The 17,619-nt window shown below is 42.4% G+C and carries 13 protein-coding genes, 2 tRNA genes and 1 pseudogene; 12 read left to right on the top strand and 4 right to left on the bottom strand.

Annotation, left to right across the window (positions count from 1 at the left end; genetic code table 11):
- The first annotated feature begins 2 nt into the window (after positions 1–2).
- The 10 genes and pseudogenes from JI65_RS11065 to JI65_RS11020 all read left to right on the top strand — a co-directional run bounded on the left by JI65_RS11065 (position 3) and on the right by JI65_RS11020 (position 12,072).
- Positions 3–854, top strand: coding sequence for an NAD(+)/NADH kinase (locus tag JI65_RS11065; RefSeq protein WP_191016482.1), 852 nt, complete (start codon positions 3–5; stop codon positions 852–854).
- Positions 847–2,592, top strand: a complete 1,746-nt coding sequence (gene recN / locus JI65_RS11060; RefSeq protein ID WP_191016480.1) for a DNA repair protein RecN — start codon at positions 847–849, stop codon at positions 2,590–2,592. The genes JI65_RS11065 and recN overlap by 8 nt, the downstream gene beginning before the upstream one ends.
- Before the next feature lie 157 nt (positions 2,593–2,749).
- The gene (locus tag JI65_RS11055) at positions 2,750–3,553 is read left to right on the top strand and encodes a hypothetical protein (RefSeq protein WP_191016478.1); all 804 of its coding nucleotides are present in this window, start codon (positions 2,750–2,752) and stop codon (positions 3,551–3,553) included.
- Between the two features lie 245 nt (positions 3,554–3,798).
- Positions 3,799–4,914 (top strand): BMP family lipoprotein, encoded by a 1,116-nt coding sequence (locus tag JI65_RS11050; protein ID WP_191016475.1) that lies wholly within the window; start codon positions 3,799–3,801, stop codon positions 4,912–4,914.
- 120 nt (positions 4,915–5,034) lie between these two features.
- Positions 5,035–6,600, top strand: a complete 1,566-nt coding sequence (locus JI65_RS11045) for an ABC transporter ATP-binding protein (protein WP_191016473.1) — start codon at positions 5,035–5,037, stop codon at positions 6,598–6,600.
- Between the two features lie 4 nt (positions 6,601–6,604).
- A complete protein-coding gene (locus JI65_RS11040) occupies positions 6,605–7,735 on the top strand; it encodes an ABC transporter permease (RefSeq protein ID WP_191016471.1) in 1,131 nt (376 codons plus the stop codon).
- Complete coding sequence (locus tag JI65_RS11035) at positions 7,732–8,640, top strand: ABC transporter permease (RefSeq protein WP_191016469.1); 909 nt, start codon at positions 7,732–7,734, stop codon at positions 8,638–8,640. The genes JI65_RS11040 and JI65_RS11035 overlap by 4 nt, the downstream gene beginning before the upstream one ends.
- Before the next feature lie 73 nt (positions 8,641–8,713).
- Positions 8,714–9,658, top strand: coding sequence for a TraB/GumN family protein (locus JI65_RS11030; RefSeq protein ID WP_191016467.1), 945 nt, complete (start codon positions 8,714–8,716; stop codon positions 9,656–9,658).
- Between the two features lie 21 nt (positions 9,659–9,679).
- Positions 9,680–10,916, top strand: a pseudogene (locus JI65_RS11025) (HD domain-containing protein).
- Positions 10,917–10,977: 61 nt separating this feature from the next.
- Entirely contained in the window at positions 10,978–12,072 is a 1,095-nt protein-coding gene (locus tag JI65_RS11020; protein ID WP_191016465.1) for a LysM peptidoglycan-binding domain-containing protein, read from the top strand.
- On the opposite strand, the gene JI65_RS11015 is transcribed toward JI65_RS11020, so the two are convergent.
- From JI65_RS11015 to JI65_RS11000, 4 genes are all read right to left on the bottom strand, one after another.
- Positions 12,041–12,664 (bottom strand): 3'-5' exonuclease, encoded by a 624-nt coding sequence (locus tag JI65_RS11015; protein WP_191016463.1) that lies wholly within the window; start codon positions 12,662–12,664, stop codon positions 12,041–12,043. The two genes, JI65_RS11020 and JI65_RS11015, sit on opposite strands and share 32 nt — an antisense overlap.
- A gap of 15 nt (positions 12,665–12,679) precedes the next feature.
- Positions 12,680–13,174, bottom strand: a complete 495-nt coding sequence (locus JI65_RS11010) for a YbjN domain-containing protein (RefSeq protein WP_191016460.1) — start codon at positions 13,172–13,174, stop codon at positions 12,680–12,682.
- 77 nt (positions 13,175–13,251) lie between these two features.
- The gene (locus JI65_RS11005; RefSeq protein ID WP_191016458.1) at positions 13,252–15,030 is read right to left on the bottom strand and encodes a phospho-sugar mutase; all 1,779 of its coding nucleotides are present in this window, start codon (positions 15,028–15,030) and stop codon (positions 13,252–13,254) included.
- A gap of 61 nt (positions 15,031–15,091) precedes the next feature.
- Positions 15,092–16,975: a phosphoglucomutase gene (locus tag JI65_RS11000; RefSeq protein ID WP_191016455.1), complete on the bottom strand. Its 1,884-nt coding sequence runs from the start codon at positions 16,973–16,975 to the stop codon at positions 15,092–15,094.
- A gap of 206 nt (positions 16,976–17,181) precedes the next feature.
- On the opposite strand from JI65_RS11000, the gene JI65_RS10995 reads away from it, so the two are divergent.
- Together JI65_RS10995 and JI65_RS10990 are read left to right on the top strand one after the other, a co-directional pair.
- Positions 17,182–17,255, top strand: a tRNA-Asp gene (locus JI65_RS10995).
- 32 nt (positions 17,256–17,287) lie between these two features.
- Positions 17,288–17,361, top strand: a tRNA-Asp gene (locus JI65_RS10990).
- The last annotated feature ends 258 nt before the right edge of the window (positions 17,362–17,619 follow it).

Raw genomic sequence — 17,619 nt, 5'->3', positions numbered from 1 at the left:
ATATGCATGAATTTAAAAAATGTATTATTGTCGTAAATACTTATAAAGAGGCTTCTGTAGCACTCGGTGAAAAAGTTCAAACTTATCTTAAGTCAAAAAATATCAAGGCTGATATTTATAAATTCAATGGCTTTTGTGAGCAATATCCTTTTCCGGGGTACGACTTTGTTATAACTATGGGCGGTGACGGAACAGTTTTGTTTGCCGCCCGTGGTTGTGCGCCGTTAAAAATCCCAATTTTTCCTGTAAATTTCGGTTCGTTCGGTTTTATTGCCAGCGTTCAGCGTGACGAGTGGTGCGATGAACTTGAGACTTTTCTTTCTGGAAAAGCGGTTGTGGACGAGCGCAGCATGATTCAGGCAGAGCTTATCCGTAACGGTGTTAGGCGGCTTAAGGCGTCGGCTTTGAACGATATTGTGGTGAGCGCGAAGACTGCGGCTCATACAATTTCATTTACGGTGGCTTACGGCGGAGTTTCCCTTGGCGAATTCAAGGCAGATGGCGTGATTATTTCGACTGCCACCGGTTCTACCGCATATTCAGCCAGCGCAGGCGGACCGATTATTGATCCTGGGCTTGACGCAATGGTTTTTACGTTGATTAATGCATTTTCACTTTCTAGCAGACCTATGGTTTTGAGTCCTGATGGCATAATTGAAATCGAAATGTTGCCGTCTCGTACAGACATGGTTATTTCGGCAGACGGGCAAATACCTGTTGACCTTCATGTTGGCGACAAAATAAAAATTTTAAGGCTGCCGGATAAAGCTCGCCTTATTGGCTGTACAAAAGAAAAATTCTATAATGCACTCCGCTCTAAATTGAATTGGTCAGGAGGACCACAACATGCTTGAGGATCTTTCAATTAAAGATTTCGCTCTTATTGACAATGCTTCTGTTGAATTTAAAGAAGGTTTTACGGTTCTTTCTGGTGAAACTGGTGCGGGAAAGTCACTTTTAATCGGTGCGTTAACTTTTCTTTTGGGCGGAAAAAGCGGTGTGGAGCTTATTCGCACAGGTGCACACGAAGCGATTGTAAGCGGAACTTTTTATCTTGGTGAGAATCTTTCTTCAAAAAAAGAACTTCATGCTGATTCAGAACCGACGAACGCTTTTGAATGGCTTGATATTCACGGAATTCCTTACGAAGAAAACCGAATTCTTTTGCGTCGGTTCGTGCGCGAGAACGGAAAATCTGGAGCCTGGATTGGCGACACTTCCGTAACGCGGGCAGAGCTTTCTGCTTTCAGTTCATTTTTGATTGATATTCATGGTCAGCATGAGCATCAGTCGCTTATGAAAGTTGCTGAGCACAGAAAATATCTTGATTCTTATGCCGGCCTTACGGATAAGGTTTCGGATTTTACTCATTTGTATTCAGCTCTCGTTTCGAAGCGTGCTGAGCTTGCGGAATTCAATAATGATGAAAAAGACCGTGAGCAGCGCATTGAGCTTTTGAATTTTGCGATAAAAGAAATTTCTGAGGCAAAACTAAAACCTGGTGAAGACAAAGAACTTGATGATGAGGAAAACAAACTTTCGTCGTTTGAAAAACTTTATTCCGACATTGAGACAATAACTTCGATTATGGAAGGCGGTGAGGGCGGAGAAGGGCTTGTTTCCGCCTTAAAGAAAATCCGCGGGGTTTCTCAGCATTCGGTTACGATGGACAAGAATCTTGAAAGCCTTAACCAGCGTCTCGACAGTGCTTTCTATGAGCTTAGCGACATTGCCGACGAATATAGAAGCTATTCTCAGGGACTTGTTTTTGATCCTGAATATCTTGCGAAAGTTCAGGAGAGACAGACTCTGATTTATAACTTGAAGAAAAAATATGCTTCGTCGGTTTCGGCTCCTGTTGAGGAAGTGATTTCTTATTGCGAGGATGCCCAGAAAAAATTGGCTGTTCTTGAGTCCAGTTCAGAAAACAAAGAGTCTCTCAAAAAAGAGATTTCTGAGCTTGAGCGGCAGGTTTACTCGGAGGCAAAAGCTATTTCTGCCGCACGAAAAATTGCTGCCGAAAAAATGGCTTCCGGGGTAGTGGGAGTTCTTTCTAGCCTCGGCATGGCTCATACTCGTTTTTCGGTGAACATTGCCGAAAAAGGTGGCACGGATTCAACTCAAAAAATCGGGCCTTACGGAATCGATGATGTTGAATTTTTGATAAGCGCGAATCCGGGGCAGCCTTTGCAGCCGCTTGCAAAAATTGCTTCGGGCGGTGAGCTTAGTCGTGTAATGCTTTCGTTAAAAACGATTCTGGCTGCATCCGATCCTGTTGGAACGATGATTTTCGATGAGATTGACACCGGAATTGGTGGCGAAGTTGCGGTTTCGATAGGAAGTCATTTGAAGAATCTTGCTTCTAAACGGCAGGTTTTGTGTATCACTCACTTGGCAAGTATTGCGGTTTATGCGGATAACCAGATAAAAATCAAGAAAGACGTTGCCGACGGTCATACGCAGACTCATGTTAATGTGATTGACGGCGAAGACCGTGTTGCCGAGATTGCGAGAATGCTTTCCGGGGACGCTGGAAGTGCGGCTTCGCTTGAACATGCACGTGCGATGCTTGAAAAATTTTCTGGAAGATGAGTTGAATTGAATCAAATTGATTCTGAATCCAGATTTTAAGCGAAAATAGTTAAAGGCGACTCTAAAACTAAACAAAGTGTGTTAAAATATCGATAATAGAAAGTAAGTATTTTATCACACTTTGTGAATCTTCTTTTGAAAATACAAGGGGGCATTTATGGCTAAAATAAATACAGAAAGCAGAGAAATATACGGAATGAAATGTGAGCCGTATAAATCGATGATAAATGAGTCCCTTGAAAAAGAAAAGAATATGCTTGCTCTTATCGAAAAAGATAAGACCGGAAATGCGTATAAACGTCTTCTTCTTTGTGACGAAATGATATATGTTTCAACGCTTTACATGGCTATGAACTCTCTTTCGGTCACATTGCTGTCTACAAAAAATAATGATGCTCTGAATGACGCTCGAAAAACTTTGTACAAGGCGATTATTTATCTTGAGGATATCGTTACGAATGTAGTTGATGCTCAGTATTCTGAAATTGAGGATAAAGTTGAGCAGATAAAAAACACTCCGCTTTCAAAACGCTATGAGCTTATTCGAAAACTTGGACTTGCGATCAGGCTTTTAATCGATGCGTTCGGGGAAAATTCAAAATGGTTCTGGTCATTTGTTGAATTACGTGGACGTTTTGCCACTGTCGCAAAAAATATTCTTGATTGGAAACAGGGCACGAAGGATTATTTTGATTCTCAGTCACCTGATTATGACAACACGGTTTATTTTATTCGTCTTATAAAAAAACTTGTTGACGATTCTGCTGCCGACTACCGAAATCGATACGAAAAATCAACTCACCGGCAGGACGACATGCGTCTTGCCATAAATTATCTTATTGCCAGCCGAAGAATTTGTGTGATTATCGGAAATGCCGATGAGGCCGAGGAAATAAAGAAAAAGGCGCTTGTCTGGCGCGAAAAAATGGAAACAGACCGCAAGAAGGGGCTTTCAAAATAATTAAAACTTTTTTCGGCGCGGGAACTGCGCAAGGCTTCCTCATTATTACAAGCAGACTGAAAATCCGTTCTGGCGGACGAATGCACGGATTTTTGCACCTGCAAGTTCATAATGCGGAATCACTATGGGGCTGATATATTCACAAATCAATTGTTGTGTGATACTGTAAAGGTCGCTTAAAATTCAATTTATTTTGAGTTTTATGCGACCATTTTTTTATTCTTTGTTATTTCTTTGGAGGAAATATGAAAAAGTTTGCTTCAGCTGTGATGGCAGCTGCTGTTCTCTTTACAACAATCGGATGTAAAGAAAAGAAATCTGAGCCTGTGGCTACTGAGTCTACAGATACACGTCCATCAGTTGTTCTCGTTACAGATGCTACTGGTGTTGATGACAAATCTTTCAATGCTGCTGCTTGGCGCGGAATTCTTTCATTTTACGGTGACACTTGGGAAAATCAGGCTAGCCGCGGAAAGAAATATGATGTAATTACTTGTGCGACACAGGATCAGTACGTTCCGACTCTCAAACAGGTTTCTGAGGAAGGAAAAGACCTTATCGTTACTACAGGATTCACATTTGCTGATGCCTTGAACGAAGTTGCTCAGCTTTATCCAGAGCAGAAATACATGATCGTTGACGTTGACTATGTAAACCAGCCAAACGTTATGAACTTCGTATTCACAGAAGAGCAGGGCTCTTACCTTGTTGGTGTTGCTGCTGCATTGCAGGCTCAGGCTGAGGGCGTTGAGAATCCTAAATTCGGATTCATCGGTGGTATTCCTGGAGCTACAATCACAAAATTTGAAGTTGGATACATTCAGGGATTGAAATCAGTTTTCCCAGAAGCAGAAGTTGTTGATTACTACGCAAATGACTGGGGAAAACCAGAGCTTGCTAAAACACAGGCTAAGAACTGGTTCGATTCTGGCGTATACGCAATCTTCTCTGCTGCAGGAAGCACAGGAAACGGAACTATCGCTCAGGCTAAAGAGTATCGCCTCCAGGGCAAGAACGTTTGGGCTATCGGTGTAGACAGCGATCAGTACGAAGAAGGAATCTACGAGGGTTCTAAATCTGCAGTTCTCACATCTATGGAAAAACGCGTTGAATCAGCTGCTAAAGTTGGTTTGGAAGCAGTTGCAGGAAACACTTTCGAAGGAAAAGTTGTAACTCTTGCTATGTCTGATGACGGTGTTGATTTTGCTAAAACAAATCCTGATTTGAACCCAGAAGTTGTTGCAAAACTTTCAGAAGTAAAGGCTGACATCATTTCTGGAAAAATCAACGTTGTTCCAACATACGCTGAGTCAGTTGCTCAGGGCTTGGTTCCAGAGGGCTTGGGCGCAATGGACAACTAAATAGTTTTTTAACAGAATTTTAATATCTGTTTAAGAAACTTCAAAAAAAATAGAAATTTTTTTTGTAAAAGCACTGTGATAAATTCCACACAGTGCTTTTTTTATGCTACAATGAAATTTATGAGTAGTCGTGAAAATGCAATCGAAATGATTGATATTACAAAAACTTTCCCTGGGGTTGTGGCAAATGACCACGTAAACATTCAGGTGTATAAGAATGAGGTTCTTGCGCTTCTAGGTGAAAACGGTGCGGGAAAATCAACGTTGATGTCCATACTTTTTGGGGCATACGATCCTGATTCAGGTGTAATAAAAATCAACGGAAAGGAAGAGAAGATAAAAGATCCGAATGCTGCGACGGCACTCGGTATTGGTATGGTTCACCAGCATTTTAAATTGGTGCACAATTATACTGTTACCGAAAACATCGTTCTTGGAATCGAGCCGAAAAATAAATTCGGAATGCTCGACTTAAAATCTGCCGAAAAGCGTGTCGCAGAACTTTCTGAGCGTTACGGTCTTCGTGTGAATCCACGTGACATTATTGAAGATATCACGGTTGGAATGCAGCAGCGTGTTGAAATCCTCAAAGTTCTTTACCGCAATGCGGACATCATTATTTTTGATGAGCCTACAGCGGTTCTTACTCCTCAGGAAATTGACGATTTGATGGACATTATCCGAAGATTGAAGTCTGAGGGAAAAACAATTATCTTAATCACCCACAAACTTAAAGAGATCAAGGCTGTTGCCGACAGATGTACGGTTCTTCGCCGTGGAAAAACGATTAAGACTGTTAACGTTGCCGACGTTAGTGAGGAAGACCTTGCAGAACTTATGGTTGGTCGTGCTGTAAAATTTGAGATTGAAAAAAATCCTGCAAAAATTGGCAGAGAAGTCTTAAAAATCGAAAATCTTAACATAAAAGATCACCGAGGCCGCCTTGCCGTAAACAATTTGAATTTGAGCGTTCATGCGGGCGAAGTTGTTGGTATTGCGGGCGTTGACGGCAACGGTCAGAGCGAGTTGATTCTCGGAATCGCTGGTATGACAAAAATCGAAAGCGGAAAAATTATATTTAATGGAGAGGATATTACAAAGCTTTCTGTCAGAAAACGAATCGAAAAGGGAATCGGACACGTTCCGGAAGACAGGCACAAGCACGGAATTGTCGGTCAGTTCACGGTTGCATACAATGTCGCGCTCAAAAATTATTATCTTGAGCCTTACACGAAGCACGGAATCGTTATTGACGAAAAAGAAATGGCAATGAAGGCGGAGGAACTCATTAAGGCTTTTGACATTCGTGCGGGCGAGGGTGCTCAGACGATTACAGGAAGCATGAGTGGCGGTAATCAGCAGAAAGTTATTGTTGCGCGTGAGATTGATATGGGCGGCGACTTCCTCGTTATTGCCCAGCCGACCCGCGGTCTTGACGTAGGCGCGATTGAGTATATCAGACGAAGAATCCTTGCAGAGCGTGACAAAGGTCGCGCGATTCTTTTGGTTTCTTTTGAACTTGATGAGATTATGAATCTTTGTGACACGATTGCGACAATCAGCAAAGGTTCTATCGTTGGCGTGTTCAAGGAAGGCGAAGTTACGGAAAGCCAAATCGGTCTTATGATGGCAAGTACAAAAGAAAAGTCGGATGATAATTCTGACGAAAGCTCAAGCGGAGAATAATCAAATGAGTGATACAGAAAAGAAGAAAAGCTGGCTATACAATTTTTTAATGAGAAGTGATGCAGGTGTTTCTGTAATCGTTGTGCTTCTCGGATTTTTGGTTGCGACTTTCCTCGTTATTTGCGTAGGTCGAAGTCCTGCCGGAATGTATAAGGCAATCGTTCAGTCGGTTTCTGGATGGAATATCGACAAGGGCACTTGGAATATTCGTTACGTTGGCGAATGGTTCAACTATTCGATTCCGTACATTTTGTGTGGATTTGCAATGGCCTTTGCCGGAAGGGTAGGGCTTTTTAATGTTGGTGGCGAAGGCCAGTACATTATGGGCGTTACCGTTGCTCAGCTTGTTGCAATTTACTTCCCTCAGATTCCGGGAATGCACTGGATGACGGCACTTGTTTTTGCAATTCTTGCAGGTGCGATTTGGGGCGGTGTTGTAGGTCTTTTGAAGGCTAAATACGAAGTTAGCGAAGTCGTTTCTACAATCATGTTGAACTATGTGGCCCTCTATCTTTCGAGAATCATTACGCTTGCAATTCCGGGTACTAACACTTACAAAACTGCAAACTTCCCGGTTTCGGCTTCTCTTAAAGCTTCTTGGCTCGAAAAACTCACGAACGGGTCACTTTTGAACTACGGAATCTTCATTACGATTCTTGTTACGATTGTTTATTGGTTCTTAATGGAAAAAACAAAGCTCGGTTATTCGCTAAAAGCTACTGGTTTTAACCGGGATGCGGCTCATTATGCAGGAATTCCTGTTGTTTCTGGAATCGTGATTGCAATGGCTATAAGCGGTGCTTATGCTGGTCTTGGCGGCGGAATCGTTGCTCTTGGCTCATTCAAGTATGGGCGCGTTCTTTCTGCAATGGATAACTATGGCTACACTGGAATCGCGGTTGCACTCGTCGGAAACAACAAGGCTCTCGGCGTGTTCATCGCGGGTCTTTTGTTCGGAATGTTGCAGGCTTCGCAGACTTTGATGCAGTCAAAAGGAATTCCAAAAGAAATCACTTTTATCATTCAGGGACTTGTTGTTGTATTCGTTGCTCTAAAAACGGCTATAAGACTTTTCTTGATTTGGTCTGAAAAACGCAAGGCGAATGCAGAGTCGTTGGCTGGAGGTAAAAAATGAGCATTATCTTGAACATGATTCCATCGATTTTGATGATGGTTTCTCCTATTCTTATTACATCTGCCGGCGGAATGATTTGTGAGCGTTCCGGCGTAGTTAATATCGCCCTTGAAGGTCTTCTTCAGATTGGTGCGTTTGCCGCGGCTTCGACTCATGTTATTCTTGAGTTTTCTTGCGGTGCTTTTTCTCCGTGGATTGCGCTTGTGGTCGGTGCGTTCTTTGGAATGGTTTTCAGTTCGATTCATGCTTATGCGGCAATTTCGCTCAAAGCTGACCAGACAATCAGCGGTACGGGTATTAACTTGCTCGCAAACGGCGTTACAATCTTCTTCTCTCAGGTTCTCTTTCAGGCAGACAGAACTAAGCCGTACAAAGTAGGCATTCTGCCGGGGCCTGGCGGTGTTTATCCGACGGTTTACATTGCGCTTGTCGTAATCCTTGCGGTTTGGTTCTTGTTGTACAAGACTGCCTTCGGTTTGCGCCTCCGTGCTTGCGGTGAGCATCCTAGTGCTGCGGCGAGTGTTGGCGTTAACGTTATAAAGATGCGTTATTTTGCGGTTCTTGCGTCAGGCCTTCTTGCAGGTCTTGCGGGTGGTTGTCTTGTTCTTACCGAGACGATTCAGTACACGTCTACGACAATAAACGGAACTGGATTTATTGCACTTGCTGCGGTTTCGTTCGGACGCTGGCGACCAATCGGAATCTCGCTTTCGTCACTCTTGTTCGGTGCTGCGGTTGCATTCTCGATTTACGTCGTAAATATTCCGACGTTAAAAAATGCTCTTCCTGCGGAATTCTTCAGTTTGCTTCCATACGTAATTACTTTGCTGGCGTTGGTAGTATTCAGCGGAAAGAACTATGCTCCTGCTTCTGCCGGTAAACCTTACGAAAAAACTGGCTCGTAATTAAATTTGTTGGTGCGCCTAAAATCATTTTGATTCGGGCGCACTTTTTCTTTGTGGATTTGAAAGTTATATTATGACAAAAAAAATAAAATTAATATTATCAATTCTGTTCCTGTCTTTTCTTGTAATTTCTTGTGCTTCTAATCAACATGCGGCTCTCGGGGCTCAAAAAGCCGTGCTTTCAAAAGAAAATGACAGACTGTTCTGGAAAATTTCTAGTACCGACAAAGAGGGCAAGCCTTCATACATTTATCTGCAGGGAACGGTTCATTTAGGCAATGACCGAATTTTTCCGCTTGGCGAGAACGTTTTGTATCAGTTCGACAATGCTGACAGAGTTTATGCAGAAATCAGCTCGGAAGATATATTAAAGGTAACTAGGCTCACTGTTCGGCTCATGCGCGAAAGTTTTCAGCGTGACGGCCGGCTTGTTACGGACAGTCTTTCCGAAAAACAGAATGCGGTGCTTGCAAAATATTTGAATGCTATTCTGATAAAAAAATTTAATGCGTTTGAGCCGTGGCTATTTACGATGAACTTGGCGTCGTCGATATATTCTGATTACGGCGTTGACGAAAAGCACGGTGTTGATGTCTTTTTTTATGACCGTGCAAAAAAACAGGCCCGCTCTGTGGGCGGACTTGATACGCTTGAAACTCAGATTGATTTGATCCGATACAAGGATTACGAAACTCAGCTCTTTTTGTTAAAAGACATTTTGGACAACGTTGATGAAGGTGTTGAGCAGTTTAAGGCGTTGTACGAAGCTTACGTTCAGGACGATGTTGAAAAATTGAAAACCGTTCTGAATGACAGTAAACAAAAAGATGATGAAAAAAATGAGTTGTACGTTGAATACCATAAAAAAACACTTTTGGACAGAAATGAGTCTTGGGCAAAACAGATAACGCAGTTTTTAAAAGATGGCGGTTCGACTTTTATTTATGTTGGCGCCGGGCATTTAATCGAAGGAAAAACTGTCTTTGATTTTTTGAGAGAAATGGGAACGATAGAATAGAATTTTTGTCGGAGGGAGAAAATGCTGGATAAAAAGTTGATTTTAAAAATTTACGAGGGATTTTCGATTCAGCGTTGGAACGATTTGATTCGGCCGTTTGAAATTGTTGAAATGGACAAGGCTGCTGAAAAAATGATTGCCGCATACATTATCGGAAAGTACGAAGAGTCTTCTGGAAATCAGATTGACTGGACTTGGATGATTTATGCGTCAATTTTTGACCTCTTAAAAAAAATTGCGCTTTGCGACATAAAATCTCCTGTCCAGCGGCTCATAAAAAATCGCTACCCAGAAGAGTATGTTAAGTTGAACGAGTGGGTTCTGAATCAATACCGCGATATGATTGACCAGGATTTAGCCGAGCGTTTTTCGGAATATCTTGGGCTGAACGGCGGAGAAAATGAAAAATCGGAGTCTACAGTCCGTGCGTCTCGCGTTATGCGTGCGGCCCATAAATTTTCATCTCTCCGCGAGCTTGACATGATGTCTCCCGTGAACGAGGAGCAGCGTCTTACAAAAATCAGAAAAGATGTAAATGAGGATATGCAAGAATATTTGGATTTGAAGGGCCTACAGCTTCTTTTGACGCATCAGCTGCCTTTTGATTTTTTGATGATGGTCGAGCGTCTTCGCTTTCAAATCCGCTGGAATCAAACTCCTCGCGTGCCCAAAACAAGCGTTCTGGGGCATTCATTTTTTGTTGCCGTAATGACTTTTTTGCTTATCCGCGAGTCCGGCGTAAAAATGTGTGCCAAGCGTATTTTTAATGATTTTTTTAGCGCGCTTTTCCACGATTTGCCGGAGGCGGTTACCCGCGACATAATTTCGCCTGTAAAGCAAGCTACGGAAAATCTTCCGTCGATTGTAAAGCAGCTTGAGGACGAAATCGTGCAGTCTGAGCTTGTGCCGTTAATGGACAAGTCTTACGCCGACGAGGTGATTTATTTTTCGTAGCAACGAATTTGAAAACCGGATTCGCGTGAACGGCTTGGACGGCGAAAAAATGACTGAAGTGGTTTCTTGGGAAGATTTGAACGAAAGCTATAATTCCGACGAATTCTCGCCTGTTGACGGAAAAACTGTCAGAATTGCCGACCATTTGAGCGCGCTAATCGAGGCGGACAGTTCAATAAAATACGGAATCACGAGCCGCCATTTGATTAATGGCCGTGACAGCACCCTAAAATTGTATCTTTCAAAACCTCCGGTGAATGGCATTAATGTCGTAGAACTCTTCTTTTCGGTTACCGAAAATTGAATTGCTTTCAAAAGCAAAAAATTGTGTTTTCCTGTTTTAAAAATGCCGAAAATACAATGATATGAAGTGTTCATTTTCAAAAGTTTCATTTTTTATATTTATCCTCTTTGCTTTAGGCGATTCGGTTCTCTTTGCTGAAAAAACGCACATTGTCGCAAAGGGCGATACTCTTTATTCAATAAGCCGAAAATACAACGTAAAAGTTGATGAAATAAAATCTCTCAATGGTTTTTCCGACAATAATATTTCTGTCGGTCAGAAATTAAGAATTCCCGGTAACGACTCTTCGCAGTCAAAATCAGCTCAAAAAACTGTTGCAGAGGTTCACACCGTTCAAAAAGGCGAAACTTTGTATTCAATAAGCCGAAAATACGGACTTTCGGTTGAGCAGGTAAAAGCATTTAACGGACTTTCTGGTAACGAGCTAAAAGTGGGCCAAGTGTTAAAGTTGAATGCGGACGCAGTTGCTTCATCAAAAACAGAAAAGACTGACTCTAAAAAAACGGAAAGTTCCCAAAAGTCTGAGCCGAACAAAAAAGAAAACGAAAATCCGTCCCCGTCGCCTGTGGCAAATGAAAAGCCCGCACCTTCTAAATCTGTGGACGGAATTTACGTGGTTCAGAAGGGCGATACTTGGTCAGGAATTGCGCATGATTTTGGTCTTTCGATTGCGGAACTTCAAAATATAAACAAAGTTGATTCTGATGCAGTTTTAAAAATTGGTCAAAAATTAAAGATTTCGAATGTTCCTGATTTAAAAGAAAATGATCCTCATAAGTATTTGACCAAAAAAGGCGACGCTTCGCTTGTTTGGCCTGTAAAAACTTCTGACGTAACTTATGTAAAAGGAAAAGTTAGCGGTGTAAATCTTTCTGCCCGCAAGGACGAGAACGTTACTTCGATTATGGCGGGAACCGTTATGTTTTGTGGAGCCTATCGGGGATTTGGCAATGTGATTTTTATTCAGAGCAAGACCGGACATATTTATGCGTATTCTGGTTTGGGCAACATTACGGTCTCAAAAGGACAGTACGTGGATACTGGTGCCAAAATCGGAACCGCCGGCGTTGACACGTACTCCCAGCGGTCACAAATCTCGCTCATGGTTTTTCAGAACGGGCAGCCTATTGATCCTGCAAAAGCGCCGCGCGGCTAAGCCGTTTTGTAGGCTCTATCTCGGCAAGCTTTAAGAAAATCTCCATGCATACGCGTGCATCGTCTTGTGCACGGTGCGCGTTCCCTGTGTCGATTTTAAATTGTTCTGCAAGAAATTGAAGTTTCCAATGCCCGTTCGAAGGCAATGCCCACCTTGAAAATCTGAGTGTATCGATTGCAGGATTCTGAAGTTCTTCCATTCCCAAACGCAAAAGTGACTGATTAACAAACCTAATGTCGAACTGTGCATTGTGCGCGACCAAAATGCAGTCTTTTGAAAAGTTGATGAATTCCGGAATCACGCTTTCTTCGGTCGGGGAAAACTGCACCATTTCATTCGTGATGTGGTTTATTGAGCTTGCGAGCGGCGAAATGCTTTTTTGCGGATTAATAAGCGTTCCCATTGAATCTATGATTCCGTCTTTGTTGAATTTTATGGCACCAAGTTCAATGATTCGCTCGGTTTCGCTTTTGAGTCCCGTGGTTTCGGTGTCGAACGCACAAAAAATCTTGCCGCTTTCTAGCAATTTTTTTACTTGTCTAAAATTTGTAATCAGATTGAATTTATTCGGTCTGGTTTTCGTGATATACATTGTTCTGCAGAATCCTTAGTCTATGGCTTTTTTTTCGGTAAGGTAGTCATTGAAAGAATATGAGATTGGAAACAGCCACTCAAGGGTTCCGTTAAAATTTTCAGAATTTATACCGCCGTCGGTGCATAAAAAATATTCGAGCAAAATAAATTCGCCGTTAGAAAACGCCGTCGTAAAAACTTTGTCCCGATTCCATGTGTTCAAAATTTCGTAGAGGTTTGAATCCAAAATATTTTCTGATTTTTTCCAGATTGTAGAAAATTTTAAAATCGAACGATTGCTGTCCGTCGTTACAAAAATCTTTACGCCATGAAGTTCTATTCGTAAATCGCCATCTGTGTCGATTTTTACGTTTTCCAAAAATTTGTCTTTTAATAGCCCTTGCAACGAAAATACGGAAATCTGATTTTTTTGTAAGTTTGTGTCAATTTGTGCATTTGAATAAGCCGTTAGCATTAAAAAAAAGATTGCAAAAAAGGCTATTTTTAAGAATTTTGTTTTTAGTTCCATGTAAGTCCCATAAAAAAATAATCCGCCTGCCACACAAAGATATTGTATGACAGACGGCATTTAGATTATCTTAAATTTTATGCGTTTGCAAGAATCGCTTTGATTTCGTTCTCGATTGCATTGCATACAACCGCAGAAGCTGCTTTTGCTGCATCAAGGTCACCGTTCACGTCTGTGCGTGCGTTGATGTAGAACTTGATTTTTGGTTCTGTTCCAGAAGGTCTTGCACTTACGATTGTGCCGCCTTCAAGGAGGAACTGGAGAACGTTGCTCTTTGGAAGGTTAATCGCGGTTTTTGCAGACGGATTTTCTGGGTTGAACGAAACGCTCTGCTGAATGTCCCGAATTTCAAGAACTTTCTTTCCGCCAAGAACTTTGAGTCCTTCTGTACGGAGTTTTGTCATAATTCCGGCCATAACGTCTTTTCCAGAGATTCCTGGGAAGTACTGTGAGATTGCTCTGTCTTCAAAGAATCCGTATTCGCGCCACATGTCGTCAAGGTGCTCAAGGATTGACTTTCCTTTAGAAGCCCAGTACAAAGTCATTTCTGCACACATAGCGGCTGCAGAAACTCCGTCTTTGTCCATAACTTCTTTTTCGATTTTGTATCCGTAAGATTCTTCGAGACCGTAAACATAGTTCTCGCTTCCGTCTTTTTCGAATGAGTCCTCAACGGATGCAATCCATTTGAATCCTGTAAGGCATTCGTGGATTTTTACGCCGTATTTTTTGCAGATGTAATCGCAGAATGGCGATGTTACGATTGAGCGGATTGCAGCTGGATTTGCAGGAATCTTTCCGAATTCTTTGCGGCTCAAAAGAACGTATTCGCACAAGAGCGCGCCCATCTGGTTTCCTGAGACGAGAACGAATTTTCCGTCTTTTCCAGGGAAAGCTGAGCCAAAGCGGTCTGCATCCGGGTCGGTTGCCATTACACAGTCTGCTTTTTCTTTTTCGCCAAGTGCTACTGCGAGTTTGAGTGCTGGTGCTTCCTCTGGATTTGGTTTTTCAACTGTCGGGAATGCTCCGTTAGGCTCTCTCTGCTCTGGAACTGTGATTACGTTGAGTCCGAGATCTCCGAGAACTTTTTCGACGTGCATTGCACCGGTTCCGTGGAGTGGTGTGTAAACGATTTTTACGCTGGAAGCTTTTTCTTTGATGAGTTCTGGTCTGAAAAGTTGAGCCTTACACATTGCCCAGAATTTTTCGTCCATCTCTTTATCAATAAGAACGAGTTTTCCAGATTCAAGGGCCTCTGCCTTTGAGATAGTTTTAACTTCTTTTACGGCATTAACTTCTTTGATGATTCCAACGTCATGCGGCTCGATTACCTGCGCACCGTTGTCCCAGTATGCTTTGTATCCGTTGTACTGCGGCGGGTTGTGAGAAGCTGTTACAACAACACCAGTCTGTGCTCCGAGTTGTTTGATTGCAAAAGAAAGCTCTGGAGTAGGGCGGAGTCCTGTAAAGAGATATGCCTTGATTCCGTTTGCGGCAAGAATGAGGGCTGTAGCCTCTGCAAAAACGTCTGAATTTTTGCGTGAATCGTAAGCGATTACTGCGCTCAAAGTGCCGTTCTTTGCTTTTTCTGGGAATGCTTTCAGAACGTAATTTGCCAATCCCTGTGTTGCAAGATTGATTTCGAGTGTGTTCATGCGGTTTGTTCCGCCACCCATTATTCCGCGGAGTCCGCCTGTACCGAATTCAAGCGTCTGATAGAATCTGTCTTCAAGTTCTGCGAGAACTTTTTCGTCATCAGCTTTTGCAACGAGGTCTTCAACTTCTTTTCTAAAACGCTCGTCTTTTTCTTCTGCAATATACTTTTTTGCACGTTCCAAAATCTCTGATTTTTCCATTTTTAGTCTCCTGTATGGTTTTTATTCGGCTTTATACTAGCAAAACTGTCTGAATCTGTCATTAAATCTGACCGTCCGCCTTTAAAAGCATCTTTGTTTCCCATTCAATAAGTTTTTTTTCTTCTTCAACTTCGTTCTGAGAATTGCCTCTTACGTCTGCCATTACCCTAAAAACAGGCTCAGTGCCGCTTCCGCGCATCCAGATGAAAGCGATAGGATTTTTGTTTTCATCCTTAAAAAGAATCTTTAAGCCGCCCTTGCCACTTTCAGAAAAATCTGTAAGATTTCGGGTTTCTTTTATTCCGTTTGTGGCAATTGCCTCATAAGATGCAATTCCGTATTTTTCGTGGAGTTTTTCTTTTTGAACTTCCCACTGATTCTCAAAAATTTTCTGAAATTTGTCTTTGAGCTGTGCGTGATCGGTTGAATTTATTTGAAGAATAGCTCGTTTTTCGCTCACACCCGTAGTTGTGTACTGGGGAAGCGATTCTATAATGTCTGTAAACGTAAAATCATTCTTGTATTTTTCTTCCTGACCGCTTGCTTTGCACCAAAGGTGGTAAAGCCCCAGCTCTGTGTTGCCGTCTTCGGTCTCTGCATCGCGGATTACGAGCAGCTTTATGAGCGCAAAAAGCGTGTTCAGCGGGTCGCGCACCGCCGCCGGGTGAGTAATGTTTCCGCCGTTCGAGCCTTCGCCCAAAATGCGGATTGTGTAGCCCTCGCTTCGTTTTTCGCGTGCAAGGTTTACGATATTTGCTTCGCCCACTTCGCCCCTAAAAACTTCAGCTTGGAATGCATTTGCGATTTCTTCGATTCTCATTGAGGTTGGGCAGTTTACCGCAACTCCGAGCTTTAATCCTAGACCGAGTGCATTTTTGTCGCTTTGTCCGGATTTGTGATTCTCCTTAAAGAAACTTGCGATTTTTGTGCTGCTGCTGTTCGACATTCCGTATTTTTCTTGGTGAATCGAATATGCCAATTCTGCAAGAACCGAAAGTGCGAAAACTTCCTGGGCTTTTAACACTTCAGCCTTTTTGAGCTTTTCGTTCCAGTAAACGATGTTTCCTCTGTCACCGTCGCAGTCTGGCATGTAACCCAAAATTGCGTCAGTTTTTCCTTCGGATTGCAGGCGTTCCATTTCGTCCGCGCACCAAACAAGATTTTCTGGTTCTGGGATGATTGCGTGCTCGATTTTTCCAGGAAGATTGTTGATTCCATAAAAATTGATTCCGCATTCCTTAAAGAAAGCCGAATCGATTGAAAGGGTTCGTGCTGAACCGTTCATGTCGCAAACGATTCCTAAAGGCGTTGTTCGCACATTCTGTCTGATTTGGGCGAACAATTTATTTTGGTTCGTAATGTTGTCTGTGCCAGCAATCGTTGTTTTTGCGAAAGAACGGTAAATTGAACTAGCTTCGCGCATAACGGCGACGCTTTCGGCAAATACCCAGTCCAAATCAATGTCGGAGCATTTTTTTGCCAAAGTCTTAACGTAGTCAATTTCTCCGTTTGATCTGCATCGTTTTTCGAATTCTGCGGCGAGTTTTGCGTTTTCTTTTCCGTTGATAACTCCGCCGTCATTCAGACCGAATTTTATTCCGTTATGGCCGATAGGATTATGGCTTGCTGAAATATACACGAATCCGTCGGATGTGTGGGAATATGCCATGATTTCTGGTGCCGCAATAATTCCTGCGTAGCTTACGGCGATTTTTTTTGCCATCAGAACACGAATCATCGCTTCCGCAATTGCAGGTCCTGTCGGGCGACTGTCTATTCCAAGGATGATAGAAGGCGTTGTGCTTTTATAGAAGATATAGTCACCAATTACGTCAGCGGCCAATTGGACTAAAGTTCTGTCGTCATCGCTGATTTCTGTTGTTGTATCGTTCTCGTTTCCGCTTGCGGCAAAAACTTTTCGCCAGCCAGAAGCTGATAAAATCATATTATGTTCCATGCCACTTATATTAACACGAAATTAAATAGTTGAAAATGAAAACTTAGAGATTAAGCCTTATAAATTTGTTGGAATTTTGAAAATCTGAAGTTTTTAGAAGTGCCCTTGCAGAAAAAAAATTAATTTTTTTTGATTTTTTTAGAAAAATCTGTTGACACAAAACAAACGATTATATATATTAATTATCACCTAATGCGGTGTTAGCGAAGCTGGTTATCGCGCTGGCCTGTCACGCCGGAGACCGCGGGTTCGAGTCCCGCACATCGCGTTTCAAAATTAAAAATATTTTACAGCATCTTTGCGGTGTTAGCGAAGCTGGTTATCGCGCTGGCCTGTCACGCCGGAGACCGCGGGTTCGAGTCCCGCACATCGCGCTAAAAGACTTGGTGATTTTTCATCAAGTCTTTTTTTATGCCGTTTGGGGGGGGCTGAGTAATATTTAAACTCACAGTCACTGTCTAAAATCGTTAATTCCGGTTAACGATTTTAGGAAAAAGATGTTAACCAGAATTGGTGTTTTGCATGAGTTTTGGTATTCCTACAAATCGCGATTTGTAGGAAGCGCAAACAATCCCCTTGTCCCCGGAAAGCCCGCCACAAAAAGCGCCTTTTCCGGGGAAAATTAAGGATTA

The sequence above is a fragment of the Treponema zioleckii genome (assembly GCF_014737315.1).
GTDB lineage: Bacteria > Spirochaetota > Spirochaetia > Treponematales > Treponemataceae > Treponema_D > Treponema_D zioleckii.
The sequence above is the reverse complement of the archived record's forward strand: the minus strand, read 5'-3'. Positions and strand labels throughout refer to the sequence as shown.

Coding starts and splice junctions, on each gene's coding strand:
- JI65_RS11065 (WP_191016482.1), top strand. CDS start 3: ATGCATGAATTTAAAAAATGTATTATTGTCGTAAATACTTATAAAGAG.
- recN (WP_191016480.1), top strand. CDS start 847: ATGCTTGAGGATCTTTCAATTAAAGATTTCGCTCTTATTGACAATGCT.
- JI65_RS11055 (WP_191016478.1), top strand. CDS start 2,750: ATGGCTAAAATAAATACAGAAAGCAGAGAAATATACGGAATGAAATGT.
- JI65_RS11050 (WP_191016475.1), top strand. CDS start 3,799: ATGAAAAAGTTTGCTTCAGCTGTGATGGCAGCTGCTGTTCTCTTTACA.
- JI65_RS11045 (WP_191016473.1), top strand. CDS start 5,035: ATGAGTAGTCGTGAAAATGCAATCGAAATGATTGATATTACAAAAACT.
- JI65_RS11040 (WP_191016471.1), top strand. CDS start 6,605: ATGAGTGATACAGAAAAGAAGAAAAGCTGGCTATACAATTTTTTAATG.
- JI65_RS11035 (WP_191016469.1), top strand. CDS start 7,732: ATGAGCATTATCTTGAACATGATTCCATCGATTTTGATGATGGTTTCT.
- JI65_RS11030 (WP_191016467.1), top strand. CDS start 8,714: ATGACAAAAAAAATAAAATTAATATTATCAATTCTGTTCCTGTCTTTT.
- JI65_RS11020 (WP_191016465.1), top strand. CDS start 10,978: ATGAAGTGTTCATTTTCAAAAGTTTCATTTTTTATATTTATCCTCTTT.
- JI65_RS11015 (WP_191016463.1), bottom strand. CDS start 12,664: ATGTATATCACGAAAACCAGACCGAATAAATTCAATCTGATTACAAAT.
- JI65_RS11010 (WP_191016460.1), bottom strand. CDS start 13,174: ATGGAACTAAAAACAAAATTCTTAAAAATAGCCTTTTTTGCAATCTTT.
- JI65_RS11005 (WP_191016458.1), bottom strand. CDS start 15,030: ATGGAAAAATCAGAGATTTTGGAACGTGCAAAAAAGTATATTGCAGAA.
- JI65_RS11000 (WP_191016455.1), bottom strand. CDS start 16,975: ATGATTTTATCAGCTTCTGGCTGGCGAAAAGTTTTTGCCGCAAGCGGA.